Source organism: Loktanella agnita (assembly GCF_046640325.1).
GTDB classification, from domain to species: Bacteria; Pseudomonadota; Alphaproteobacteria; order Rhodobacterales; family Rhodobacteraceae; genus Yoonia; species Yoonia agnita.
Genome location: NZ_JBJMBF010000010.1, coordinates 144,541 through 168,657, shown reverse-complemented (window position 1 = coordinate 168,657; position 24,117 = coordinate 144,541). Strand labels below are relative to the sequence as shown.

25 protein-coding genes are annotated in these 24,117 nt (G+C 56.9%); 13 read left to right on the top strand and 12 right to left on the bottom strand.

The genetic code is table 11. The annotated features are described in order from the left end of the window. Positions 1 to 128: 128 nt before the first annotated feature. Entirely contained in the window at positions 129 to 746 is a 618-nt protein-coding gene (gene msrQ, locus ACJ5NV_RS13145) for a protein-methionine-sulfoxide reductase heme-binding subunit MsrQ (protein WP_411644358.1), read from the bottom strand. Positions 747 to 749: 3 nt separating this feature from the next. Next, positions 750 to 1,646, bottom strand: coding sequence for a protein-methionine-sulfoxide reductase catalytic subunit MsrP (gene msrP / locus ACJ5NV_RS13140; RefSeq protein WP_411644356.1), 897 nt, complete (start codon positions 1,644 to 1,646; stop codon positions 750 to 752). Positions 1,647 to 1,870: 224 nt separating this feature from the next. On the opposite strand from msrP, the gene ACJ5NV_RS13135 reads away from it, so the two are divergent. Continuing rightward, positions 1,871 to 2,347, top strand: a complete 477-nt coding sequence (locus ACJ5NV_RS13135; RefSeq protein ID WP_411644354.1) for a fasciclin domain-containing protein — start codon at positions 1,871 to 1,873, stop codon at positions 2,345 to 2,347. Positions 2,348 to 2,804: 457 nt separating this feature from the next. Further along, positions 2,805 to 3,329: a hypothetical protein gene (locus ACJ5NV_RS13130; RefSeq protein WP_411644352.1), complete on the top strand. Its 525-nt coding sequence runs from the start codon at positions 2,805 to 2,807 to the stop codon at positions 3,327 to 3,329. Between the two features lie 782 nt (positions 3,330 to 4,111). On the opposite strand, the gene clpB is transcribed toward ACJ5NV_RS13130, so the two are convergent. Continuing rightward, positions 4,112 to 6,724: an ATP-dependent chaperone ClpB gene (gene clpB, locus ACJ5NV_RS13125; protein ID WP_411644350.1), complete on the bottom strand. Its 2,613-nt coding sequence runs from the start codon at positions 6,722 to 6,724 to the stop codon at positions 4,112 to 4,114. 442 nt (positions 6,725 to 7,166) lie between these two features. Here clpB and pyrF point away from each other — a divergent pair, with 442 nt between their 5' ends. Both pyrF and ACJ5NV_RS13115 read left to right on the top strand, forming a co-directional pair. After that, positions 7,167 to 7,883, top strand: coding sequence for an orotidine-5'-phosphate decarboxylase (gene pyrF, locus ACJ5NV_RS13120; RefSeq protein ID WP_411644349.1), 717 nt, complete (start codon positions 7,167 to 7,169; stop codon positions 7,881 to 7,883). A gap of 72 nt (positions 7,884 to 7,955) precedes the next feature. Continuing rightward, positions 7,956 to 8,144 (top strand): orotidine 5'-phosphate decarboxylase, encoded by a 189-nt coding sequence (locus ACJ5NV_RS13115; RefSeq protein ID WP_411644347.1) that lies wholly within the window; start codon positions 7,956 to 7,958, stop codon positions 8,142 to 8,144. Between the two features lie 130 nt (positions 8,145 to 8,274). On the opposite strand, the gene ACJ5NV_RS13110 is transcribed toward ACJ5NV_RS13115, so the two are convergent. Both ACJ5NV_RS13110 and ACJ5NV_RS13105 read right to left on the bottom strand, forming a co-directional pair. After that, a complete protein-coding gene (locus ACJ5NV_RS13110; RefSeq protein WP_411644345.1) occupies positions 8,275 to 8,547 on the bottom strand; it encodes an NfeD family protein in 273 nt (90 codons plus the stop codon). Next, on the bottom strand, positions 8,547 to 9,440 hold the full coding sequence (locus ACJ5NV_RS13105) for an SPFH domain-containing protein (RefSeq protein ID WP_411644344.1): 894 nt from the start codon (positions 9,438 to 9,440) through the stop codon (positions 8,547 to 8,549). The genes ACJ5NV_RS13110 and ACJ5NV_RS13105 overlap by 1 nt, the downstream gene beginning before the upstream one ends. A gap of 237 nt (positions 9,441 to 9,677) precedes the next feature. On the opposite strand from ACJ5NV_RS13105, the gene arfB reads away from it, so the two are divergent. Beyond that, positions 9,678 to 10,091 (top strand): alternative ribosome rescue aminoacyl-tRNA hydrolase ArfB, encoded by a 414-nt coding sequence (gene arfB / locus ACJ5NV_RS13100; RefSeq protein ID WP_411644343.1) that lies wholly within the window; start codon positions 9,678 to 9,680, stop codon positions 10,089 to 10,091. A 67-nt stretch (positions 10,092 to 10,158) separates the two neighbouring features. On the opposite strand, the gene ACJ5NV_RS13095 is transcribed toward arfB, so the two are convergent. Genes ACJ5NV_RS13095 through ACJ5NV_RS13085 form a run of 3 tightly spaced genes read right to left on the bottom strand, consistent with a single transcriptional unit; the run spans position 10,159 to position 11,915 of the window. Then, positions 10,159 to 10,338, bottom strand: coding sequence for a Trm112 family protein (locus ACJ5NV_RS13095; protein WP_411644342.1), 180 nt, complete (start codon positions 10,336 to 10,338; stop codon positions 10,159 to 10,161). After that, positions 10,335 to 10,976: an LON peptidase substrate-binding domain-containing protein gene (locus ACJ5NV_RS13090; RefSeq protein WP_411644341.1), complete on the bottom strand. Its 642-nt coding sequence runs from the start codon at positions 10,974 to 10,976 to the stop codon at positions 10,335 to 10,337. Before ACJ5NV_RS13090 ends, ACJ5NV_RS13095 begins: the two co-directional genes overlap by 4 nt. A gap of 27 nt (positions 10,977 to 11,003) precedes the next feature. Further along, entirely contained in the window at positions 11,004 to 11,915 is a 912-nt protein-coding gene (locus ACJ5NV_RS13085) for a tetratricopeptide repeat protein (RefSeq protein WP_411644340.1), read from the bottom strand. A gap of 107 nt (positions 11,916 to 12,022) precedes the next feature. Between ACJ5NV_RS13085 and ACJ5NV_RS13080 the strand changes: the two genes are divergently transcribed. After that, complete coding sequence (locus ACJ5NV_RS13080; protein WP_411644338.1) at positions 12,023 to 12,427, top strand: NUDIX hydrolase; 405 nt, start codon at positions 12,023 to 12,025, stop codon at positions 12,425 to 12,427. Here the strand turns inward: ACJ5NV_RS13080 and ACJ5NV_RS13075 are convergent. Together ACJ5NV_RS13075 and rbfA are read right to left on the bottom strand one after the other, a co-directional pair. Further along, a complete protein-coding gene (locus ACJ5NV_RS13075; RefSeq protein WP_411644336.1) occupies positions 12,424 to 13,146 on the bottom strand; it encodes a phosphodiester glycosidase family protein in 723 nt (240 codons plus the stop codon). The genes ACJ5NV_RS13080 and ACJ5NV_RS13075 overlap by 4 nt on opposite strands. Further along, complete coding sequence (gene rbfA, locus ACJ5NV_RS13070) at positions 13,146 to 13,541, bottom strand: 30S ribosome-binding factor RbfA (RefSeq protein ID WP_411644370.1); 396 nt, start codon at positions 13,539 to 13,541, stop codon at positions 13,146 to 13,148. The genes ACJ5NV_RS13075 and rbfA overlap by 1 nt, the downstream gene beginning before the upstream one ends. A gap of 99 nt (positions 13,542 to 13,640) precedes the next feature. On the opposite strand from rbfA, the gene dapB reads away from it, so the two are divergent. Beyond that, the gene (dapB, locus tag ACJ5NV_RS13065; RefSeq protein WP_411644334.1) at positions 13,641 to 14,450 is read left to right on the top strand and encodes a 4-hydroxy-tetrahydrodipicolinate reductase; all 810 of its coding nucleotides are present in this window, start codon (positions 13,641 to 13,643) and stop codon (positions 14,448 to 14,450) included. Between the two features lie 69 nt (positions 14,451 to 14,519). Further along, the gene (locus tag ACJ5NV_RS13060) at positions 14,520 to 14,882 is read left to right on the top strand and encodes a dihydrodipicolinate reductase (protein WP_411644333.1); all 363 of its coding nucleotides are present in this window, start codon (positions 14,520 to 14,522) and stop codon (positions 14,880 to 14,882) included. Here the strand turns inward: ACJ5NV_RS13060 and ACJ5NV_RS13055 are convergent, their stop codons facing one another. Then, a complete protein-coding gene (locus ACJ5NV_RS13055; protein ID WP_411644331.1) occupies positions 14,883 to 15,452 on the bottom strand; it encodes a hemerythrin domain-containing protein in 570 nt (189 codons plus the stop codon). A gap of 325 nt (positions 15,453 to 15,777) precedes the next feature. Between ACJ5NV_RS13055 and ACJ5NV_RS13050 the strand changes: the two genes are divergently transcribed. The 5 genes from ACJ5NV_RS13050 (at position 15,778) to ACJ5NV_RS13030 (ending at position 21,326) form a co-directional block, all read left to right on the top strand. Beyond that, positions 15,778 to 17,403 carry a peptide ABC transporter substrate-binding protein gene (locus ACJ5NV_RS13050; protein WP_411644330.1) on the top strand — a complete coding sequence of 542 codons (1,626 nt, stop codon included), beginning with the start codon at positions 15,778 to 15,780 and terminating at the stop codon, positions 17,401 to 17,403. Between the two features lie 84 nt (positions 17,404 to 17,487). Continuing rightward, entirely contained in the window at positions 17,488 to 18,411 is a 924-nt protein-coding gene (gene oppB / locus ACJ5NV_RS13045; protein WP_411644328.1) for an oligopeptide ABC transporter permease OppB, read from the top strand. Positions 18,412 to 18,423: 12 nt separating this feature from the next. Continuing rightward, positions 18,424 to 19,350 (top strand): ABC transporter permease subunit, encoded by a 927-nt coding sequence (locus ACJ5NV_RS13040; protein ID WP_411644326.1) that lies wholly within the window; start codon positions 18,424 to 18,426, stop codon positions 19,348 to 19,350. A 3-nt stretch (positions 19,351 to 19,353) separates the two neighbouring features. Next, positions 19,354 to 20,319 carry an oligopeptide/dipeptide ABC transporter ATP-binding protein gene (locus tag ACJ5NV_RS13035; protein WP_411644324.1) on the top strand — a complete coding sequence of 322 codons (966 nt, stop codon included), beginning with the start codon at positions 19,354 to 19,356 and terminating at the stop codon, positions 20,317 to 20,319. After that, positions 20,319 to 21,326: an oligopeptide/dipeptide ABC transporter ATP-binding protein gene (locus ACJ5NV_RS13030; protein ID WP_411644322.1), complete on the top strand. Its 1,008-nt coding sequence runs from the start codon at positions 20,319 to 20,321 to the stop codon at positions 21,324 to 21,326. Before ACJ5NV_RS13035 ends, ACJ5NV_RS13030 begins: the two co-directional genes overlap by 1 nt. A 68-nt stretch (positions 21,327 to 21,394) precedes the next feature. Here ACJ5NV_RS13030 and ACJ5NV_RS13025 read toward each other — a convergent pair whose 3' ends face one another. Further along, complete coding sequence (locus ACJ5NV_RS13025; protein WP_411644320.1) at positions 21,395 to 24,046, bottom strand: Hint domain-containing protein; 2,652 nt, start codon at positions 24,044 to 24,046, stop codon at positions 21,395 to 21,397. Positions 24,047 to 24,117 lie beyond the last annotated feature (71 nt).

Sequence of the window (24,117 nt, the reverse complement as noted above, 5' to 3'; positions counted from 1 at the left end):
ACCAACAACGCATTATTCTTAGGCAAAACAAAAACACTCAACACAAAATCTAGCGCTCAACACAAACATCAACACAAAAAATGTAGCGAGTCACAGCGATTCCACCACCAAAAATATAAGGAATCGCCTCACGCGGTTTGTCGATTCCCACCAAAGGACACGTAGCGCGTCGCAATCAGCGCCAGAATCACGACCAGATAGATGATCGGCTCAATCTGAAAACCCTTCACCAACCAAAGGTAATGCACAGCCCCCAGAATCGCGGCGGGATACGTCAGCTTGTGCAGGCGCCGCCAGCGGATCGGGCCCAGTCTGCGCAGCGACAGGTTGTTGGATGTCAGCGCCAGCGGGAACAGCAGGATGAAACTCATCATCCCGACTGTTACATACGGCCGCTTGACGATCTCAGTCCAAACACGTTCCGCTGTCTGCACATCCAACACCACCCAGACACTGAAATGCGCAAAAACCAGAAAGAAGGCGCTGACACCAATGGCCCGCCGAAACTTGATAAGGTTCACCCCGGTCCATTTCCGCAGCGGCGTGACCATCAGGCCCAGCACCAGCAGTTTCAGCCCCAGTTCCCCATATGCCCGCTCCAACACATTGATCGGTTCGACCTGGTAAGGGCCCAGTTGGTTCAACGCCTGCCAGAACTGCCAGGCGACATAAACCGCACATACTATATATACAGTCCACGCTGGCAGTTTCCGCAGCGCACTGTTGATCGCTTGTGATGGGGTCACGGCTTAATAGAACTCCGCCAGATCCATGCCTTCGTAAAGGCTGGCAACTTCGTCATAGCCGTTGAACATCTGCGTATCGATGCGCGGGGCGAACAACCCGCCGCCGATGCGGCGTTCGCTTGCCTGGCTCCAGCGCGGGTGATCGATATTGGGGTTCACGTTACTGTAGAACCCGTACTCACGCGCATTGGACTTGTTCCAGCTGGTCGGCGGCTCATTTTCCTGCAGGGTGATGCGGACAATCGACTTGATCGACTTGAACCCGTATTTCCACGGCACCACCAACCGGATTGGCGCGCCGTTCTGATTGGCGATGGGTTCTCCATATATACCTGTCGCCAGAATCGTTAGCGGATGCGTCGCTTCATCCAGGCGCAGCCCCTCTACATAAGGGAAGTCCAGCACCCGGCGCTGCACACCGATCATGTTCTCGGGCTGGACCACGGTTTCAAAAGCCACGTATTTCGCGCCAGACTGCACCCCGACCTTGTTGAGGATATCTGCCAGCTCAATCCCGTTCCACGGGACGACCATTGACCACGCCTCTACACAGCGAAAGCGATAGATCCGTTCTTCGACGGTCAAACCGTCAAGCAGATCGCCAAGGCTATATTCGCCCGGATTATCAACAAGCCCGTCCACTTTTATCGACCAAGGGGAGGTGACAAGTTGATGCGCGTTTGCCGCCGGATCGCCCTTGCCAGTACCGAATTCATAGTAGTTATTGTAGCTGGTGATTTCTTCCAATGTGTTGGGTTCCAGCGTATCGGCATGGGCCGCACCGGCAAGCCCGATGGCCCCCAGCCCAGCCGTGCCCGCCAGAATTTGGCGGCGGTTCAGATACGCGGTCTTTGGTGTTACGTCAGCATGGGTCAGCTTGTTCATCCAGCGGTATGCCATATTCTTCTCCGGTCATTCATTTACAACGTACATATCGTGAAGCCGTTGAAAGGTGTCTCACGATGCCGCCAGATCGTTGAAATGTTCTGTATGCCGCGCATCCTCACGTGTTTTCACAGAGTTGTGTTCGCCTTTGCGGTGAAAGTGCTGATCCGAGTCACGTCCGGCGCGTAGAAACTCCGATGCCACGAAACGGCATCCCAACCAAAAATGGGAGACGAAAGATGCTACGCAGAACATTTCTTGCCCTGACCGCCAGCAGCGCAATGACCACAGGCGCCTTTGCCGCCGGTCATTCCGCAGATATTGTGGATACAGCGGTAAACGCAGGCAACTTTACAACGCTAGTCGCCGCGGTTGAGGCAGCAGGGCTGGTAGACACCCTGAAAGGCGATGGGCCGTTTACGGTCTTCGCGCCGACTGACGAAGCGTTCGCCGCATTGCCCGCTGGCACAGTCGACAAGCTGCTGGCAGACCCCGAAGCACTTGCCGCAATCCTGACCTACCACGTGGTCCCCGGCAAAGTGATGTCGACGGACCTGAGCAACGATATGACCGCCGCGACAGTGAACAGTGCTGATGTGACCATCATGACCGAAGGTGGCGTGATGGTGAACGATGCCAATGTGACCGCCGCTGATATCGAAGCGTCAAACGGTGTGATCCACGTGATCGACAAGGTGATCATGCCGCCAATGTAAGTGTTCATTGTGACAAAAATGAAATCCCGGCCAGATGGTCGGGATTTTTTGCTTTGAGGTCCTGCCAAAGGCAGTGCTTGCCTGTGCTTTATTGCAGAAGTCAGTATTGCGGGATTGATGCTTAAAGCCCTTTGATCGCCTGCGCCGATGGCGACGTTAACAAACGGCGAAATCCTCAGATTGCAAACGCTGTATCGTGTCGGACAAACGTCGGACTTTTATCGGAACATAGTGCACAATGCGCCGGGTTAACGGATCGTTCGGTGTCTATCGAAAATCTGCATGCCCCTTTGTGCGACGGGCTGCCCGGTGCCAGCTTCACCTTACTTTAAAAATCCAAAACCTTCGGGAATATTCTGTGCGGCTGCCGCGTAACCGTTGCGACAGCCGGTGCGCGCGAGAACAGGTCGGTACGCATGTTGTCTTCACAACACCACGCATTACAGCGGAGCCACCAATGCCCGAAATCCAGATCAAAGATTCCATGAAGTATTTTCTTCTCGATGGCCCCATCGGGATCGGTGAGGACCACACCTCTCCGAATGCACGCGACTTTATCGACGAATTGATTGAAGCTGGTCACGTCAAGCGGCTTTTCGTTGAATACCCGACAGGCTGGCAAGCTGATGTCGATCGGCTCAAGGCCGCCATATCAACCGACCCAATGGATGAAGACGAGGTCCGTAGATTAATCCTATCCCTGTATTATCGACAGCAATACCACTGTGACGCACATCCGCTGGCTGTGCTGATTGGCGACGCGTTGATGGCCGGCGTTGATGTTTGGTGTGCAGACCATTGGGTCGGTGGCGGTTCCGCGCGCTTCCCCACACGGCATCAATCTGTCCGGCGGACCTACATCGAAAAAACGCGTGGCACATCGGCCAAGGGGAGCGTGATCTTATTCGGCAGCTTCCATTTCACCGACCCGAACGCAGGATTGGATCAGTACATCCATAACCTGCCGTACTACGTGTTCTAAATCTCTTTTCCATAAGGCTTAAAAGCATTTCGAATGAATGTACCACCGCGTCCCCCGACCTTCGCGCGTTTGAGGTAGCCAGCCTGTCGATTTCAGCGCTGGCGGGACTGGGGCGATTTCCCAATCCACGGGGCGAATGGGCAAGAGCTGATCAATGCGGCTCTGTTGCCATAGGAAGCGCAATGGCGTCGGCTCGTTTGAGCCTTTGCGGCAAAACCTGCGCGTTCCGATACCTTGAGGAGCTAGTAAGATATGCTGCAGAGGTCGGCTGTGCGGGACTTAGTTACATATTATGAACCTATGCCTCCGAGCCAAGCCCCGCATAATCTCATCAAGTTCCGTAACCGTGAGTGAAGCCACGGTAACAGCGTTTTTCATGTCTCTGAACGGAAGCCATCCCTTTATGGTTCTAGTCCATGCAAATTCGCTAGGTATGCACTCTGCGGGAACAAGAAACTCAGTGCCATAAATCTCGCTAAGTATTTCGTAGAATTCACTGAAATCATCTCCCCAAATCCCTAGGTCAGTGACAATTTGGGACTTAGGGTTGAGATTTTCTAACAACCGTTCGTCTACTGAAAATCGCTTCAATGCCTGAAGTACTTTATCAGGGACCCCTTGGCATTGCATCGTATGCTCATTCTCCTGTTGCGCTTCTTCAATGTACCGTTTTCGACAAGGCGGTTCAAGTCAACGAGGTCGGTATGGGCTCCAAGCAGACCTTGGTGTGCAGCAATACCAAGCAACCGCACGGAAAAGGGCGCCCGCAGGCGCCCTTGGATTTAGTGCACGACCGCGTCGCCCGGTCTTGGCCGGTTTGACGCTGACAGCCTGTCGCCGACGATCAGCCCCTCGGTGCCGGCGCTGACCCGGATGGTGTCCCCATCCATGACGTCCCCGGCGAGGATCATCTCGGCCAGTTGGTCTTGCAGCGCCCGTTGGATCACCCGTTTTAGCGGGCGCGCGCCAAAGACAGGGTCGTAGCCTTCCTCGGCCAGCCAAGCCAGCGCGGCATCGTCCAGGTCGATGTGAATGTTGCGCCCGGCAAGCCGTTTTTCCAAACGCCCCAGCTGGATCGACACAATCCCCGCCATATCGCCGCGCGCCAGACGGTCAAAGATGATCGTCTCATCCAGCCGGTTCAGGAACTCTGGCCGGAAGTGGGCCCGCACGGCATCCATCACATCACGCTTGGCGTCGCTGGCATCGGCCCCATCGGGCAATTGGCTGAGCGCCTGCGCCCCGAGGTTCGATGTCAGGATGATCAGCGTCTGCTTGAAATCGACCGTCCGCCCCTGACCATCGGTCAGCACACCGTCATCAAGCACCTGCAACAGCACGTTGAACACATCCGGGTGCGCTTTTTCGACCTCATCAAACAGCACAACCTGATAGGGTCTGCGCCGCACAGCTTCGGTCAGCACGCCACCTTCGTCATAGCCGACATAGCCCGGAGGCGCGCCAATCAGCCGGGCGACAGCGTGTTTTTCCATGAACTCGGACATGTCGATACGGACCATCGCGCTGTCATCGTCGAACAGGTAGTCAGCGACGGCTTTGGTCAGTTCGGTTTTCCCCACGCCGGTTGGCCCAAGAAAGAGGAACGAGCCAAGCGGGCGGTTTTCGTCGTTCAGCCCGGCACGCGCGCGGCGCACCGCGTTGGCCACCGCCTTGACCGCCGATTTCTGACCGATGACCCGCTTGCCCAGCTCTTCTTCCATGCGCAGCAGCTTGTCACGCTCGCCCTCTAGCATCTTGCTTGTCGGGATGCCGGTCCAGCGTTCGACCACTTCGGCGATCTGTTCGGGGCGCACCGCCTCTTCGACCATCAGCTCATCATTGGCTTCGGCATCGGCCAGTTTGCGTTCCAGCTCGGGGATGACGCCGTAGGACAGCTCCCCCGCTTTTGCCAGATTGCCTTCGCGCTTGGCGATATCCAGATCGGCGCGCGCCCGGTCAAGCCGTTCTTTCACCTCGCGCGTGCTTTCCAGCTTGTCGCGTTCGGCCTGCCATTTCGCGGTCATTTCTGATGCGCGTTCTTGCAGGTCGGACAGTTCCTTTTCCAGCCGTTCAAGCCGGTCGCCAGAGGCTTTGTCATCCTCTTTCTTCAGCGCCTCGGCCTCGATCTGCAATTGCAGGATCTGGCGGTCGAGCGCGTCAAGCTCTTCAGGTTTGCTGTCCACCTCCATCCGCAGGCGGCTGGCGGCCTCGTCCATCAGGTCGATGGCTTTATCGGGCAGAAAACGGTCGGTGATATAGCGGTGCGACAGGGTCGCAGCGGCCACCAATGCCGCATCGGCGATCCGCACACCGTGGTGCAATTCGTATTTTTCCTTGATCCCGCGCAGGATGCTGACCGTATCGGTGACGGTGGGTTCTTCGACCATGATCGGCTGGAACCGCCGGGCCAGTGCTGCATCCTTTTCCACATATTTGCGGTATTCATTCAGGGTGGTGGCGCCGACGCAATGCAGTTCCCCCCGCGCAAGCGCAGGTTTGATCAGGTTGGCAGCGTCCATTGCCCCATCGGATTTGCCCGCGCCAACCAGCGTGTGCATTTCATCGATGAACAGGATGATTTCGCCCGCTGCGGTTTCGATTTCCTTGAGCACTGATTTCAGACGCTCTTCGAATTCGCCCCGGTATTTCGCCCCGGCGATCAGCGCGCCCATATCAAGCGCCATCAGCTTTTTGTTGCGCAAGGATTCCGGCACATCGCCGTCAATGATGCGCAGGGCAAGCCCTTCGGCAATCGCGGTTTTCCCAACGCCGGGTTCCCCGATCAGTACCGGATTATTCTTGGTCCGGCGTGAAAGCACCTGCATAGCGCGGCGGATTTCCTCATCCCGGCCAATGATCGGGTCGATCTTGCCTTTTTCAGCGGCCTCGGTCAGGTCGCGGGCATATTTGGCCAGCGCTTCGAAGCTGTCTTCGGCGGTGGCGCTGTCAGCGGTGCGGCCTTTGCGGATGTCGTTGATCGCGGCGTTCAGCTTTTGCGCCGTGATGCCGCCGGCATCCAACGCATCCTTGGCCTTGGATTTCACCACGGCAAGGGCGGTCAGCAGCCGTTCCACAGGGACAAAGCTGTCGCCAGCTTTCTTGGCAATCTGTTCAGCCTCGTCCACCACCTTCGCGGTGAGATTGTCGAGGTAGACTTGCGCCGCGTCACCTGTGACTTTCGGCAGTTTGGCCAGCGCGGCCTCGACCGTGCCTGTCACAGCGGCGGGATCACCGCCAGCACGCGAGATCAGGTTGGACGCCAGCCCTTCCTCATCATCCATCAATGCTTTGAGCAGGTGTTCAGGTGCGAAACGCTGGTGGTTTTCGCGCATTGCGATCGTCTGTGCGGCCTGAATGAAGCCGCGCGACCGCTCTGTGAACTTGTCTAAGTTCATGGGTCTCTCCTTTGTTAAGCGCCCGCGGTGTGGCATGCCCGCTGTGCGGCACATGCCCGGATCGGGCCTCGGTTATCAGATGGGGTCGCTGGGGCGCGACTGCAAGTCTTGTGCGTTGCATTCCGATTTTGAAGGAAAGGTAAGGTTTTTCACCATATGACCCAAAGCGCTTTGAAGTTATGTCCACGTCTATGGAAGCTGCTGTTATCGGGTTTGATCAGTATTAAAGAGTGCGATCTGTCGTTAGTATTACCAGTTGTTTTAAAGTTTCGCTGTTTCCCAATAAGAAAAAGATCACCACTCACACGCCGTAAGATGCTGGATGGACTTCCCCTGTTTGGCAATTGGCGGGAAAGGCGTAGTCGGGAACGGCTGCGCCTTTTTATTTGCGTGCTGGCTGGCAGAGGTTTAGACCACGCCCGACCACGCAAAAGGATATACCATGTCAGATGACCGCCTGATCGTAGCGATGGATGTTCCCAATGTCCTTGACGGGCTGGAACTGGCCAAAACACTTGGCAACAGCGTAGGGTTTTACAAAATTGGGCTGGGTATGCTGACCGGGGGCGGGCTGGCGCTGGCCAATGAGCTGAAGCAGGAACACGGCAAGCGTATCTTTCTGGACATGAAATTCTTTGACATTGGTGCCACGGTCGAAGCCGCCGTGCGCGGCATGGCGCAGTTTGATCTGGATTTTCTGACCGTGCATGGCGACCCTCATGTGGTGCGCGCCGCCCGTGATGGGGCGGGCAGCTCTGATATGAAAATCCTTGCGGTGACAATCCTGACCTCGCTGGACCGCGATGATCTGGATGCGTCTTGCATCAAGGCTGGCGATCTGACCGATCTGGTTCAGGAACGCGCAGGCATTGCCTTGGCGAATGGGGCCGACGGGGTGATCTGCTCCCCGCATGAAGCGGTTTTGATCCGCGCCCTGCCCGAGGCGGCGGGCAAGCTGATCGTTACCCCCGGCGTCCGCCCGGCAGGGTCTGATCTGGGCGATCAGAAACGGGTGATGACCCCGGCGCAGGCGATTGCCAGTGGCGCGGATCACGTGGTGGTCGGTCGTCCGATCTGGCGTGCGGCGGACCCGAAAGCGGCCGCAAACAGCGTCTTGTCAGAGCTGGCGTCACCCCAAGCCGTTCAGCCCAATCAATAAAATTTAAACAATTTGGGAACCAATCCGCTCGCCGCGCATTTTCTCGTTGACAATGGCGAAGGAGACTATCCCATGGATATCAGAAATCTGCGTTACAATGCTGACAAAGGCGTTTACAAAGCATCTGTGGATATTGAACGTTTCGGACGGACTTTTCGTTATCCCTGCGAAATTGCTGGTCCGCATGACATGGATACATCCATAGTCGTGAAACGCATGCACACACGTGCATTGCAGATGTCTGACACACCAGTCGGCTAATCACTTCGTCTTTTTCCCTCGTAACGGATCTAAGCCTGCAACGCTCCTCCCCCTGTCTTAGGCGTTGTGAAACCTGGCTGATCTGTACTGCCCGGCATCTAACGATGTCCGGGCATTTTTTTGTTGAGGATCAGTCGTTGATGTCGGTGTCCCAGATTTTCACCTGCCCGGTGCGCAACCCAAGCGCCTTGCGCAGGATAACGTAGGAAAACATGGACAAGACCGCAAAGATCACCAGCGTGACGGCCAGCCCTTTGAGCGTGATGCCGAATAGCATCAGCAGCCCCAGAACCGCAGCCCCCATCGCGAAGCCAAGGAAGATGTAGCCGGGCACCATTACCTCTAACGTGGCAAGCACCAGCGCCGCCGACATCCATACCCACCATTCTGTCCAGAGTGTCATTATCCTCTTCCTTTCAACATTTTGAAGGCATCGCCAAAGGCGTCGATTGCATTCGCAGGCAGCACGACAGTCTGATTGCCCTGCCCTGATCCCAGCTTGTTCAGCGCCTCAACCTGTTTCAGAGCGACCTGGTATTGCGCGGCTTCCAGACCGTTTTCGGCAATCGCCACCGCGACCACCTGTGTTGCATAGGCTTCGGCGTCGGCGGTGATCCGGCGCGCCTTGGCCTCCTGCTCGGCCGCGTAAAGCTGGGCATCGGCCTGCAATTCGACCGCACGTTTCTGGCCCTCGGCCTCTGTCACATGGGCGCGGCGGGCACGTTCGGCGTTCAACTGTTGTAGCATCGCGGCGCGTGTCGCTTGGTCAAGGTTCACGTCAAGGATTTCAGCGCGCGTCACTTCGATCCCCCAGTCATTGACCTGCTCAGCGACCTGTTCGCGGACCGCGTCAATCAGATTGGCCCGGTTCGCCTGCACCTGATCCAGTTCCATCCGGCCGATTTCAGACCGGACGATCCCGGCCACGGTGGTTGAAATGGCCCCATCCACATCGCGAATGCGGTAGACTGTTTTTTCCGGCTCGATGATCCGGTAGAAAACCGATGTTTCGACCTGCACCAGCACGTTGTCAGAGGTAATCGCATCCTGTGTCATCGACGGTAGCTGACGTTCCAAGATCGACACCTGATGCCGCACTCTGTCCAGAAACGGCACGATAAAATTGATCCCCGGTCCCAGCACCGCGCGCAACCGGCCTAGCCGTTCGACCACGTATTTTTCGGATTGCGGTACAATCCGCACGCCAGCCAGAACGCAGATGATAATAAATACGGCCAGCAGTAGATAAACAACATTCTGACCCAGAAACTCGGCAAACATATCTTCGATGGGCATCGCGAAAATCCTTTATGATGTGTCTTTGTACATAAGGACTGTCCGAATCCCTTTCAATGTATGCAGTTGTATACCGATCATTTCAGCGGAATGCCGTTGCGGATCGACCGCAGTCTTGCTGGCATGCTTTTGATAAACAACTGGTTAAAGCGCGCATCATTTCATTGAATTTTGACGGTCGGCAGCGCGTCGGATATGCGTCGGACTTGTATCGGACCCTTTAGCGCGGTGAGCATCGTGAAAATTAACGAACAGATCGAGATCGCCGATTGGGAGCTGACAGAGAGCTTTACCCGCTCATCCGGCCCCGGCGGGCAGAATGTGAACAAAGTGTCGACGGCGGTTGAACTGCGGTTCGAAGCCGCACGTTCCCCCCATCTGCCAGAGCCGGTCAAGCGGCGGCTGCAACGGCTGGCGGGGCGGCGCTGGACGGTGGATGGGGCGCTAGTGATTTTTGTGCAGGAGACGCGCAGTCAAGCCCGCAACCGGGAAATCGCGCGTGATCGTCTGGCAGAGTTGATCCGCAAGGCCTGCGAAAAGCCTAAACGCCGGATCGCAACGCGCCCGACGAAGGGATCGGTCAGACGGCGGCTTGAAGGAAAGAAAGCACGTGGAGAAGTGAAGGCGCTGCGCGGGAAGGTTGAGGATTAAAGCATTGCGAGTTCACCATTAGGATGGACACCCCGCAAACGACCCAGAGGTCCACCCCAACTGCGGATCAGTCGAGCACCCGCGCTTCATCCACCAGCATGACCGGAATGCCGTTGCGGATCGGAAAAGCCAGGTTTGCTTGGTCCGAGACCAGTTCCTGACGGTCCGCATCATAGCGCAGCGTTGCTTGTGATTGCGGGCAGACCAGCGCTTCTAGCATTTTAGGGTCGAATTCTGTTTCGCTCATTGCATCGTCTCTTCGCTATTACCGCCGCGCAGGGCAAACTCTATCAATGTCAGCAGGGTTTCGCGCCGGGTCGCCAGCGACGGAGCCTCAAGCAAGGCCTGCTTATCTTCGGGGTCAAAGGGGCAGAGCATCGACAGCGAATTGATCAGCAATTCATCGTCTGCCTCGCTCAGGCTTTCCCAGTCGGTGGACAATCCTTTGTCTGACAGAAACCGGCCCAGCGCATCCATGAACGTATCCCGGTCGAAATCAGGATCTTTCTCTGTCGCGCCCAGATCGCGTGAAAAACCATCCCAGCTGACCTTGCAGCGCCGATAGGGTGTGAAGCCTTCCACCTCTTCCAGAATGCGAAAGCGTGACGCGCCGGAAAGCGTGACCATATAGCGCCCGTCTTCGGTTTCCGAAAACGCGGTCAGCTTGCCCGCGCAGCCGATGACGTGCAACCGGTCTGTCGCATCCGGCCCTTCGTAAGGTTGCACCATCCCGATCAGGCGGTTGGACGTTTTCAGCACATCGTCAAGCATCGCCAGATAGCGAGGCTCGAACAAATGCAGCGGCAGTCGAGAACGCGGCAAAAGCAGCGCCCCCGGCAGGGGAAACACCGGAATGATGTCTGGCAAATCGGTTGGCGATATCATGTTTCGCTACATAGGCCGAAGGCTGTGTCAGGCAAATATAAGTGAAGAGAGTTTCCGCCGACCGTTCAGAACAATCGGATCATTCGCTTCTCGCGCATCAAAGATCTTGAACAGCTGCGTTTTCGCCGCACCCTCATTCCATTCGCGGTCCCGCCGGAAAATCTCTAGCAGTTCGGACACTGCGTCTTCGACTTTGCCATTTGCATGCAGCGCCACGGCCAGATCAAAACGTGTTTGCAGATTGTCAGGCTCTGCCGTGACTTTTTCCTGAAGTTCAGCCACAGGACCAGCATTCGCCGCTTCACGTGCGAGTGTGATCTGTGCGTGCACCGCTTCCAGCAGCGGATCGGTCGAGATTTCGGCGGGGGCACCGTTCAGGATTGCTTCGGCCTGATCGACATCGTCAAGCGCCAGATAGGACCGGACCAGACCAGCGTAGGCGGCTGCATTGTTCGGGTCTTCTTGCAGGATCGCGGCAAAGGTTTCAGCCGCGTCAGCAGCAGCCCCTTCGGCCAGCATTTGATCGGCCGCTTCAATTGCGGCGGACAGGCCGTCATCTTCGGCGTCGCCACCCAGCGCTGCGATTTTTTCAACAAAAGCGTTAATTTCGGACGGCGGAAGCGCACCCTGAAACCCATCCACGGGCTGCCCCTGCCAAAAGGCATAGACCGTCGGGATCGATTGCACCTGCAACTGACCCGCATAAATCTGGTTGGCGTCCACGTCGATCTTGACCAGCTTGACCCGGCCCCCGGCCTTGGTCACCGCGGCTTCGATTGCGGGGCCAAGTGTTTTGCACGGGCCGCACCATTTCGCCCAGAAATCAACGATAACAGGAACACTCTTTGACGCTTCGATAACATCGGGGCCAAAGCTGCCATCGGTGCCATCCTTGATCAGATCGGCAGCGGCATTCTGACCAGCACCCAATTCCAGCATGTCTTCTCTCCTCATCTCGGTTGAGCACATATATGTGCGCCCATCTGCAAAAGGCCAAGGGGGAATGACGCTTTACCATTTCAGACATCGCTTTTAGCGTCTTGTGGATGAGCTATCCGAAACTTGCCGCCATTGCCGTTGTGATCCATCAGGGCCGCGTTTTGCTGGTGCAGCGCAAAAATGAACCCGATGCCGGCCTGTGGGGGTTTCCGGGTGGCCATGTGAACTGGGGCGAAAGCGCGCTTGATGCGGCGGCCCGCGAGCTGGCCGAAGAAACCGGCGTGCGGGCCCGCCCTGAAAAATATCTGACCAATCTGGATATCATCATCCACGAAGACGGCGCGCTGAAATATCACTTCCTGCTGGCGGTCGTGCTTTGCACCTATCAATCGGGCACACCGCAGGCGGATGATGATGTGCAGGATGCCACTTGGGTCGATCTGGATCAGGTCGCGCATTTGCCGACCAGCGCAGATGTCGCAGAGATCGCAGCACGCGCTGCCGCGGATTAATCTGCCGGGTTGACGACCCCAACAATCGGTCCCAGCTGGAACCCGAAATCGGACCGCCCCAGCGCCGAGGCGTAAAGGCGCGATATCTTTCCGTCGAAATAAAGCGCATTGGGCAGTTTCAGGTGATCGCGAAAGACGCTGCCAAATTCGTGGAATGTGACTGCTTCGTTTGAGATCACGAAAATTGCCGTACTACCGTCCGACGTGGTTCCGACGCCGTTCCGAATGTTCCGCGATGTGCTGTCGGGCAAGAATCGCGGATGCAGCGCACCGTCGATCACCAGCATCGGGCCGGATTGCGTTGCATCCCGGCACATGGGCCGCTTCGCATCGTAATCCAGTGTTTCGTAAACCTGTGCGGTCTGATCGTTCACACAGAACACACCATTGGGCAGCAAGCCAAAGTTACCGGGGCCGGCGTTGGTGATGACGCGCATCGCCTCTTGCCCGTTTTCGATATAATGCCCGACCGGAGACCGGTCTTCGTGGTACATCCCGGCATTCATCGCAAAGCTAAGCTTGTCGACATCGGGCAGATCTTCAATCGCGCTGAAACTGCCCAGCACATCACCGCTGCCATCATGCAGGAAAAGCCGCAGGTCTTCTGCCGCGACATCAACTGTGCAGGATGTGTAGCTGCGCCCCTGATAGCTGAAGTCTTCGCAGGCGACGGCGTGGGCAGGGCCGGCAAGCAGGCCAGCCAACACAACCCACCGCATCAGTCGTCAAGGTCCTGACGCACGTGATCCTCTGACAGGATCGCGCGGGTGGCGTCCATCTGGTCAAACGTGCCGTCAATTTCAAAACGCAGTTCGGGGGCGTATTTCATAGAGCCCCCTTTCACCACCAGATGGCGGATTTCGTGGCGGTTGCGGCGCAGTGCCTCCAGCGCCTCTTGTTTGCCTTGCCCGCCAAGCGGCAGCACAAAGGCCGTCGCGATCCGCAGGTCAGAGGTCATCCGGACCTCGCCCACGGTGATCGACATGCGCGACAATTCTTCGTCATGCACGTCACCGCGTTGCAAAACTTCGGACAGGATACGGCGGAACTGTTCCCCGACACGCAGCATGCGCTGCGTCGGGGCCTTGCCGTCACGATTTGCGTTCTTAGCCATATGTTCCATGTAGTCCTTCGCGCGCGCGATGCCAAGCAAGGCTTTGCGCATTGCGTCCTGCCCGGCTAAGAACAGCCTGAGTAAACGAAGGGACGACCCATGACCGACTTACCAGGCATCGTGATTACCGGCGGCTCCGGCAGGATGGGGCAAATGCTGACCAAGGCTGTGCTGGCGTCGGATAAATGCCGTCTTGTGGGCGTTCTGGAACGCGAGGGGCATGATTGGGTCGGGCAGGATGTTGGCACGATGATGGGCGGCCAGCCCGCCGGGGTGGCCGTTACGGATGATGCGGTTGCGGCATTTGCCAAAGCTCAGGCCGTGATTGATTTCACTGCACCGGCGGCGACCGTGGGGTTTGCAGAGCTTGCCGCACAGGCCCGCGCGGTGCATGTGATTGGCACGACCGGCCTGTCCGATGATGATCTGAAAGCGATCAACGCGGCGGCCCGCCATGCGGTGATTGTCAGGGCGGGCAATATGTCGTTAGGGGTTAACCTGCTTGTGCAGCTGACAAAAAAGGTCGCGGCGGCACTGGATGAAGATTTCGACATCGAAGTGATCGAAGCCCACCACCATCACAAGGTTGATGCACCATCAGGCACCGCGCTGATGCTGGGTGAGGCCGCCGCCGAGGGGCGCGGCGTTGATTTGACGGACGTCAGCGACCGGGGCCGCGATGGGATCACCGGGGCCCGCAAACGCGGCGATATCGGGTTCAGCGCGATCCGTGGTGGCGATATTGTGGGCGAACATGATGTGCTGTTCGCAGCCCCCGGCGAAAGGATTGTGCTACGCCATCTCGCCACGGATCGGGCGATCTTTTGCCGTGGGGCGCTGAAGGCCGCGCTTTGGGGGCAGGATAAATCCCCGGGAGAATATGATATGATGGATGTGCTTGGACTTTGAAAACCGGCGCGGGTGAACCAACCCGCCACTTGCACCGTAGAAAGGGTACTTTGCTTAACGAGGTGCCCGATGAAACGATTGATCCTGACGCTTTCCTTTGTGCTGACCGCGACACCGTCACTGGCTGACGACTATGTGCCGGTAACGGATCAAAGCACATTCCTGTCGCTGGTCGAGAACCGGGAGCTACGCAATTTTTTCTATGGGATCAAATTGAACGTCCTTGGCAACGGCCAGATCCAAGGCCGTGCGGTCGGCTGGGACGTGACCGGCAGCTGGAGCTGGCAGGACGGGTATTTTTGCCGCGAAATGAGCTGGGGCGGTGATCCGATCCCCTATAACTGTCAGCTGGTGGAGGTCGAAGGCAATGACAGAATGCGCTTTACCGTTGACCGGGGCGCAGGGGATTCTGCGTCTTTCAGGCTGCGCTGATCAGCCCAGACCGGCCGCGCCGTAACGCAGGATAACGGGCACGATCAGGTCCTCTTCATCCAGCAGGTGCCGGTTGATAAAACCTTCCAGCCCAGACAGTTGCGAATGAAACGCCCCCGCCGCTTCGTGCATGGCGGCGGCATCATCGCGACGGGTGATCACTGCATTGGCATGTTCAACAAATGTCCCCAAATGCACATCCAAAGCGTGGTGGTCTTTATCCAGAATATCGAAACCCCGGCTGATACGCTTGTCATATTGCGACAATTTCGGAAAGTAATAGGTATCTTCGATCGTGTGATGTTCATGCAGCCCGTTGACGAACATTCCGCCATAGCGCGACACCATCGCGCTGAATTTATCATTGCTGATTTTGCGATCAATTACGGACTCGGTGCCAGAACGCATTTTCGTCAATAGCCGCCGAAACATCAGATGCCGGTCAAGCCAGAACTGGATGAGATCGTTAAAGCCGGGATCCTTTTCCCAGCCCTCGCGCGGGTATTCGTCGATTAATACGCGCAGCGCATCCGGCAGGCCGTCACGGTTTTCAAGAGTAAGGTCAGCCATTTGTCGTCGTCCCCAACATACACGCTATTGTAGCACTGCCGTAACGTGTCGCCAGATTAAATCCAAACTGAACGAATCAAAAGCAGATGCTGACCATTTGGGCATCCGGGTGCAAAGTCAGATGATTTCGCCTTTATCCCCAAATATATACACATCTTGCGCAAAACACCCGGTGATGGGGTTTATTCGTGAATACCCCCGCGTCATAGGCTGATTGATCTTGCCATTTCCCTTAACTAATCAAAAGATACGTCCATCCGTGCAACCAGCGCGCGACAAAATTGAAAATGCCACCGGCCAACGGTGTCGAATTAGGGAGACATTCATGACATTGAAAACAAAAATGCTGGCGACGACAGCAGCGGTGCTGATCGCCGCAAGCGGTGCCGCATTTGCGGACACCCACCCGGTTACCGGTGAAACGCTTGCCAGCGACCAGACCTTTACATACCGCGTGGGCGATGAAAGCCCGTCTTATGATCCCGGCCTTGTCGAAGACGTCGATGGCGCTGGTGTTGTACGCGATTTGTTTGAAGGTTTGATGAACCAAGACGCCGACGGCAACTTGGTGCCAGGTGTCGCAACCGGGTATGAGGCCAGCGATGACGGTCTCGTTTACACTTTCACACTGCGCGACAACGCCAAATGGTCGAACGGCGACCCCGTCACTGCAGGCGATTTCGAATACGCTTGGAAACGTGCGGCGACACCTGCGCTTGGTTCCCCCTATGCGTGGTATATCGAGCTGATGTCGATCGAAAACGCCAGCGAAGTGATCGCCGGTGATGTCGCGCCAGCAGAGCTGGGCGTGACAGCCATTGACGACACAACGCTTGAAGTGCGTTTGTCGCAGCCCCTGCCATATTTCCCGCAAATGGTGACACACGGCACGACCTTCCCCGTGCACCAAGCCACGGTCGAAGAATTCGGCAATGACTGGACACTGCCTGAAAATATCGTGTCGAACGGTGCTTATATCCTGACAGAGTTCGTCCCGCAGGAGCGGCTCGTGCAGGAACGCAACGAAATGTATTGGAACAATGACGCGACGATCATCGAAAAAGTCGTGAAGCTGGTCGTGACTGACGAAAACGTTGCCCTGACCCGTTATCTGGCCGGCGAGCTGGATATGACGGATGTGCCCGCAGGTCAGTTCCCCAGCCTGAAAGAACAGTATCCGAACCAAGCTGTTTCCGTGCCTAACGCATGTTCCTATTACTATATGTTCAACCTGCGTGATACCGCACCGGAAGAACTGCAAGACCCCAATGTCCGCAAAGCGCTGAGCCTTGCCGTTGACCGCGATATCATCGTAGATGCGGTGCTGGCTGGTGGTCAGGAACCTGCGTATACATTCACCCATTGGGCCACTGCCGGGTTTGAAACACCAGACATTCCAATGGCGTCAATGACCCAGGAAGAGCGGAACGCAAAGGCGCAGGAACTGCTGGCCGAGGCTGGCTATGGCTCTGACAATCCGCTGACCATTGATCTGGTTTATAACACCAATGAATCCCATAAGGCCGTTGCGATTGCGATCAGCCAGATGTGGAAACAGACTCTTGGCGTTGAAACCACATTGGCCAATCAGGAATGGCAGACCTTCCTTGAAGCACGCGGCAACGGCGATTTCGACGTCGCCCGTGGCGGTTGGTGTGCGGATTATAATGAGGCATCAACATTCTTGGACCTGATGCAGTCGTCATCCGGCTATAACGACAGCAAATACGTGAACGAAGAAGTTGACGCCCTGCTGGCCGAAGCCAAAACATCCGACAACCCACAGGCCAACTATGACCGGGTTGAGGAATTTATCGCGCAGGATACGCCGATCATTCCGATCTATCACTATGCTGCTGTTGATATGTTCGCCGAAAACCTCAAGGGCTGGCCCTATGAGAACTTCGAGCAGAACTGGTACTCGCGCAATCTGTACAAAGTCGCTGAGTAATCACGCGATGTGATCTGCCGCGCCCCCTGAGACATGGGGGCGCGGTTTGCTTTTTTCCGCTCTCGAATTGTGGACCCCTGCCCCATGTTCAGCTTTGTCGCCCGCCGCTTAGCCGTGGCTATCCCGACCCTATTGATACTGGTCGTCCTGTCTTTCATCCTGATGTATGCCGCCCCCGGCGGCCCGTTCAACTCTGAGCGCCCGTTGCCGCCCGAAGTGTTGCGCAACATCGAAGCCAAATACGGGCTGGATCAGCCATTCTGGAAGCAGATCGTCAACTATGTTGTCGGCGTTGTGACCCAGTTCGATTTCGGTCCTTCATTCCAGTATAAAGACCGCAGCGTGAATGACATCATCGCGCAGGGTTTCCCGGTCACGCTGACCTATGGGTTCTGGTCCTTTGCCGTTGCCGTTATCTTTGGGATGAGCCTGGGGATTGCCGCTGCGGTACGTCAGAACAGCTGGCTTGATTACATGTCGGTGGGGATTTCCATTGGTGCGCAGGTGCTGCCGAACTTTGTGATGGCCCCGCTGCTGGTGTTGGTCTTTACCCTATGGCTTGGCTGGTTGCCCGGCGGTGGCTGGAATGGCGGCCAATGGGAAAATCTGATCATGCCGGTCATTGCGCTATCTACATCCTATATGGCGTCAATTGCCCGGATCACACGGTCGTCGATGCTGGAAGTGCTGAACACCAATTTCATCCGCACGGCCAAGGCCAAGGGGTTGCCAATGCGCCGGGTGATCATGCGCCACGCGCTGAAGCCAGCGCTGCTGCCAGTACTGTCCTATCTGGGGCCAGCTTTTGTGGGGATGATCACCGGCTCTGTCGTGATTGATGTCTATTTCTCCACCGGTGGGATTGGGCGCTTCTTCGTCGATTCTGCGTTCAACCGTGATTACTCTGTCATCATGGGGATCACGATTTTGGTCGGTGCGCTGACCATCCTGTTCAACCTTCTGGTCGATATCCTTTACGCGTGGATCGACCCGAAAATCCGTTACTAAGGGGACCCCCCGATGCTACCGAACAAGGCAACCGTCGAATCCGTCGCTGATGCGATGGCCGTGGCAGAGGTGCAGGGCCGCTCGCTCTGGGCGGATGCGCGCAAGCGGTTTCTGGCAAACAAGGCCGCTCTCGTTTCGCTCTTCCTCTTGATTGGGGTCGCGCTGTTTTCAATCTTTGGCAATCTGATCGCGCAATATGCGCCCGATTACGTCGATTTCACCCTGATGGGCGCGAATGCCTATAAAGGCGTGCCAAGCATCGAAACCGGGCATTACTTTGGCACCGATACCAGCGGGCGCGACCTGTTCGCCCGCACGGTGATGGGCACGCGAATTTCGCTGCTGGTCGGTCTGATCGGCGCGCTGGTCGCTGTGATCGTCGGCACGCTTTACGGCGCGACCGCCGGATATTTCGGGGGCCGCACCGATGGGATTATGATGCGCATTGTTGACGTGCTGATGTCGATCCCTTTCATGTTTGTGCTGATTTTGATGCTGGTGATCTTTGGCCGGTCGATTTCCATGCTGTTTCTGGGGATCGGCCTGATTTCCTGGCTTGATATGGCACGGATTGCGCGCGGTCAGACACTGACCATCAAGAACAAGGAATTCGTCGAGATGGCCCATGCCATCGGCGTGCATCCGATCAAGATCATCCTGCGCCACATTGTGCCCAATCTGTTGGGGATCGTGATTGTCTATGCGACGCTGCTTGTCCCGACGATGATCATTTTCGAAAGCTTCATCAGCTTTCTGGGTCTGGGCGTGCAGGAACCGGCCACATCGCTGGGCGCGCTGATCAACGAAGGATCATCGACAATGCAGCGCGGATTCTACTGGCAGATCGGCTTTCCCATTTTCTTTTTCGTCATCACCATCTTTGCCTTCTTCTTTGTCGGCGATGGGCTGCGCGATGCACTTGATCCGAAGGACCGCTAAGATATGAGCCTCTTGGAAATCGACAATCTGCGCGTCACCTTTCAAACCGGCGACGGTGAAGTGAACGCGGTAAACGGGGTCAGCTTTGCCATCGATAAGGGTGAAACCCTTGCCATCGTGGGCGAAAGCGGGTCCGGCAAAAGCCAGACCGCCTTTGCGGCGATGGGACTACTGGCCAAGAACGGTCGGGCGACGGGCGAAGCCAGGTTTGACGGCACCAACCTGCTGACAATGAAACCCCGCGCCCTGAACAAGATCCGCAGTCAGGAAATTGCGATGATCTTTCAGGATCCGATGACATCGCTGAACCCCTATCTGCGTGTCAGCGATCAAATGGCCGAGGTGCTGATGCTGCATAAAGGCATGTCAAAGCGCGATGCGGTGAACGAAGCGGCCCGGATGCTGGATGCCGTGCGCATCCCCGATGCCAAAGCCCGTATCACCATGTTCCCACATGAGTTTTCCGGCGGGATGCGGCAGCGGATCATGATCGCAATGGCGCTGCTTTGCCAGCCACGGCTGCTGATCGCGGATGAGCCGACAACCGCACTGGATGTGACCGTGCAGGCCCAGATCATGCAGGTGCTGGCCGATATCCGGCAGGATTTCGGCACCGCTGTGATCCTGATCACCCATGATCTTGGCGTTGTGGCCGGATTTTGTGACCGCACGCTGGTCATGTATGGTGGTCAGGTGATGGAAGAAGGCCCAACCGACGACATCTTTGCCGCTGCCACCCACCCCTATACGACCGGGTTGCTGCGGGCTGTGCCCCGGCTGGACCGGACGGAAGACACGCTTGCGACAATCTCGGGCGAGCCGCCGGACATGTCCCGACTACCGGTAGGTTGCCCGTTTTCACCACGTTGCGCACAGGTTATGGACCATTGTCCAACCGACAAGCCCGCACTTGAACGCATCGGCAACTTGCGCCGTGCCTGCCATCTGCCCGTCGCGGAGGTCGTATAATGTCGTCTATTCTTTCTGTTCGCGATCTATCGGTTACTTTTGAAGTGCGGCGGCCCGGTTCTTGGCCGTGGACACCGCCGCGCAAGCTGCACGCTGTATCAGAGGTGTCTTTTGATCTGGCACCGGGCGAATGCCTTGGCATCGTTGGTGAATCCGGCTCTGGCAAATCGACGCTGGCCCGCGCGATTGTCGGGACCGTGCCGTCGGCTGGCGGGAATATCATGTTTGAAGGGGCCGATCTGGCCAATATGGACACGCGCCAGCGCCGTGTTCACCGCCGCGATGTGCAGATGATCTTTCAAGATCCGCTGGCCGCGCTGAACCCGCGCATGACCGTGGGTGATATCATCGCCGAACCTCTGGTAACCCACGAACCCCGCACCCCACGCAAAGAGGTCAAGGCCCGCGTGCGTGCGCTGATGGACCGGGTGGGGCTATTGCCGAACCTGATCAACCGGTATCCGCATGAGTTTTCGGGCGGTCAATGTCAGCGGATCGGTATTGCCCGCGCGCTGATCTTGCAGCCCAAACTGCTGATCTGTGATGAACCGGTGTCGGCGCTGGATGTGTCGGTGCAGGCGCAGGTGATCAACCTGCTGATGGAACTGCAGCGGGACATGGGGCTGTCGATGATCTTTATCGCCCATGATCTGAGCGTGGTGAAACACATCAGTGACCGCACGCTGGTGCTGTATCTGGGCCGCGTCATGGAAACAGCCGATAGCGATACGCTGACCACTGTGCCGGAGCATCCTTACAGTCAGGCGCTGATTTCGTCCGTTCCAATCCCCGATCCGGTGCTGGAACGCGCCCGCACCCGCCCGATACTGGAGGGAGAGCTGCCATCGCCCCTGTCCCCGCCATCAGGCTGTGTGTTCCGGACCCGCTGCCCCAAGGCCCGCCGGGATTGCGCCGAAGGCCGCCCCGTCTTGCAAGATATCGGCAGTGGCCATCTGGTCGCTTGCCCATATCACGAGGCAGAGCGCGTTCTGGCGGTGAACGCGTAGCGTGAATAGCGGCAGAGGTCCCGGATCAGACCGGGACAACCTTGCGCCTTGGTCAGCCTGATGCGGTTTCAGGACAGGCTGGCCGAATACAATGCTTTGTCGTTCTTTACATGCCGTTGGACCAGCTGCTTAGCCAATCGCCCCTTGGGCGTCGGCCTTGCCAATGGCCGGTTCATATAGGGCGCGTCCCCAAACAGCATATCAATCTCGGCCCTCGCGTCATCGCTCATCGCTTTCATCGCTTCGGTTCCGGTATAAAGCGTTTCCGCCAGCGCGCCCTCGGCTGAGACGATTTCATGATCGTCGCACATGAAGTGAACATAGGTGACAGCGCGCATGTCGGTTGCCACCTCGACCCCGTCGAGACCCAGCAGATGCTTGGCCGGGACAAAGATTTCCTCGGCCTCGAACATCCGGATCGCGATTTTGGAACGGACCAGAATCCGGTGCTGGGGCGAGACCACAAGATCACGCAGAGGTATGTTTTCAGCCAGTGCCCCAGCCTTGATCCGGATCGGCTGCATGTTGGGTTTGGCGGCCAGCGTTGCGGCATCCAGATGCTTGCGCCCGATCCAGCGGATTGGTTGCGCGCCGTGATCTGCCGTCACGACGATATCGTCGACATGCAGCTCTTCCACCGGGCGCAGCCCGCTGTCCGTTTCGATCAATGTCCCGTCGGTAAAGCAGACGATGGCAAAGTCGACATTCTCAAAGTTCTGATAGGCGATGTTCCCGATCTGGCCGCTCTCATCGCCGCCATTGATCGTGTAGTCGCCCGCTGTTGGGACCGAACTGCCATCAGGGCGCACGTAGCTGCCATCCAGCAATTCGCTGAGCGTAGGTTCACCCGGCCCACCAAAATCAATCGGCGCGCCACCATTGTAAGGGTTGAATGTCCCTGTGGCGGTATCGTCCACCCCTGTCACGTCTTCTGCGGTCAGGTCTGTCGCCGTCAGCGTGATCCGGTCATTTTCTGCCGCTGCCTCATCCGCGATGAAGGTTTCGACGCTGGTGACCGTATCCGTTGTACCGTCATTCGTTTTGCTGATTGTGCCATTGCCATCGTCATCAATCGTGACGGTGATGGTTTCGTTCGTCAGCGAGCTGCCGCCCTGCGCGGTGAATGTATCGGTCCCCTCCCCGCCAGAGATCGTATCCGTGCCGCTGCTGATCAGGATGGTGTCATCGCCGGTACCGCCGGAAATCGTATCGGTGCCCGACCCGCCATCAAGCGTATCGTTATCGGCACCGCCCATAATCGCATCATTGCCAGCGCCACCGGTGATCGTGTCATCGCCGACGCCGCCAAACAGCGTATCTGCGCCTGAGCCCCCATCAATGGTGTCATCACCCAGTTCACCATAGATAGTGTCGGCACCGCCCCCGCCAGAGATCGTGTCGTTGAAACCCGGTCCGTCCGTCAGCGGGACCGTTTGGAAATCAATCTCTGACAAGTCGATCCGCTGGGCCCCGTTGCCAAGGTTCCCATATTCGATTTCGATCGTGGCGACTGGTCCGGCGATTTCGACCAGAAGGGAACCTGCCGCATCACCCGGAAGCACGTTAATCGCATTCGCATTTGATGTTGCCGTATCGGCCCCGGCCACCCCATCCGTGTCAGAGAGCGTCATAGAACCGGTGCCCGTCAGTGTAACCACCACCGGATTTCCGTTCGCATCAAAAGCACGGATCGTGACGACATCGCGCCAGGTTGCTGTGTCTATGTCATTGATGCGGAAGGTAACGTTTTGGACTGCGTCACTGTAATTGGCGCTATTTGAAGAAAACCTAATCGTCGTTTGTGACGTTGCCTGACCGGCCGTACCGCCGTCACCAATCAGCTTAATTGCTTCATCATCACGGCCTGCACCGTTGTTCAGGCCTTCATCATATTGCGGATCCGAGTTATTGAAGACGAAAGACGAATCCCCGATATTTGGACCCAAATCGTCAAAGCTGAAATTGACATCCGTGGTGCCATCGCTCAGCGTGAAACCATCGCTCACGTCATCGTCGTTATCAATCGCCCCACCGCTATTCGGATCAGGAATATCGCCGTAATTGGTCGAACCCGTGCTGCTGTCACCATAGATGACATCACTGCCGCTACCGCCGCTGATCGTGTCTTGCCCGGCCCCGCCATACAGCGTGTCAGTCCCTGTGCCGCCATCAATCGTATCGTCGCCTGCGCCGCCGTCGATCACGTCGTTCCCGGCACCACCGACGATATTGTCATTATCGGCAAGGTTCAGGTTAGAGAACATTCCGTCATCAACCACCTCATCGCTGGAGCCGATTGAGGCATAGGGTACCGAATCCGGGTTGGGTGTGAAATCGACTGACTGCACCGTCGCGGTTCCGGCTGGCATGTTTGGCGGAAAGATCGTGAAATCAAGTCCACCGCCACCTTCCTGCTCAAAGTGATAAGCCGTGAAGTTCTGACCATTCACGCGGACGATGATGATCGATTCAAGGTAGAATTCAGAGCCATCGATCAGCACATTGCCGTTTGCATCGCGCACGAATGCGATCTGGTCGCCCTGCGGGTCAGAGGAGTTCTCTTGCGAGGGGTCCCCTTGGGCCAGTGTGTCAGTGTCGCCATCCTCTAACAACACGAGAAGAGCCGATTGATTCGCGAGGTTGAATTGGTCGCCGTTTCCGGGATTTTCTTCACCAAACAGACCGGAATTCAAATAACCGGTGAAAGATCTGATCGTCATTAGGCTACCTTAAATCTGCCGACACACGCAAAACACACCAAATTCTGGAAACACAATTTCGATTCGAACTC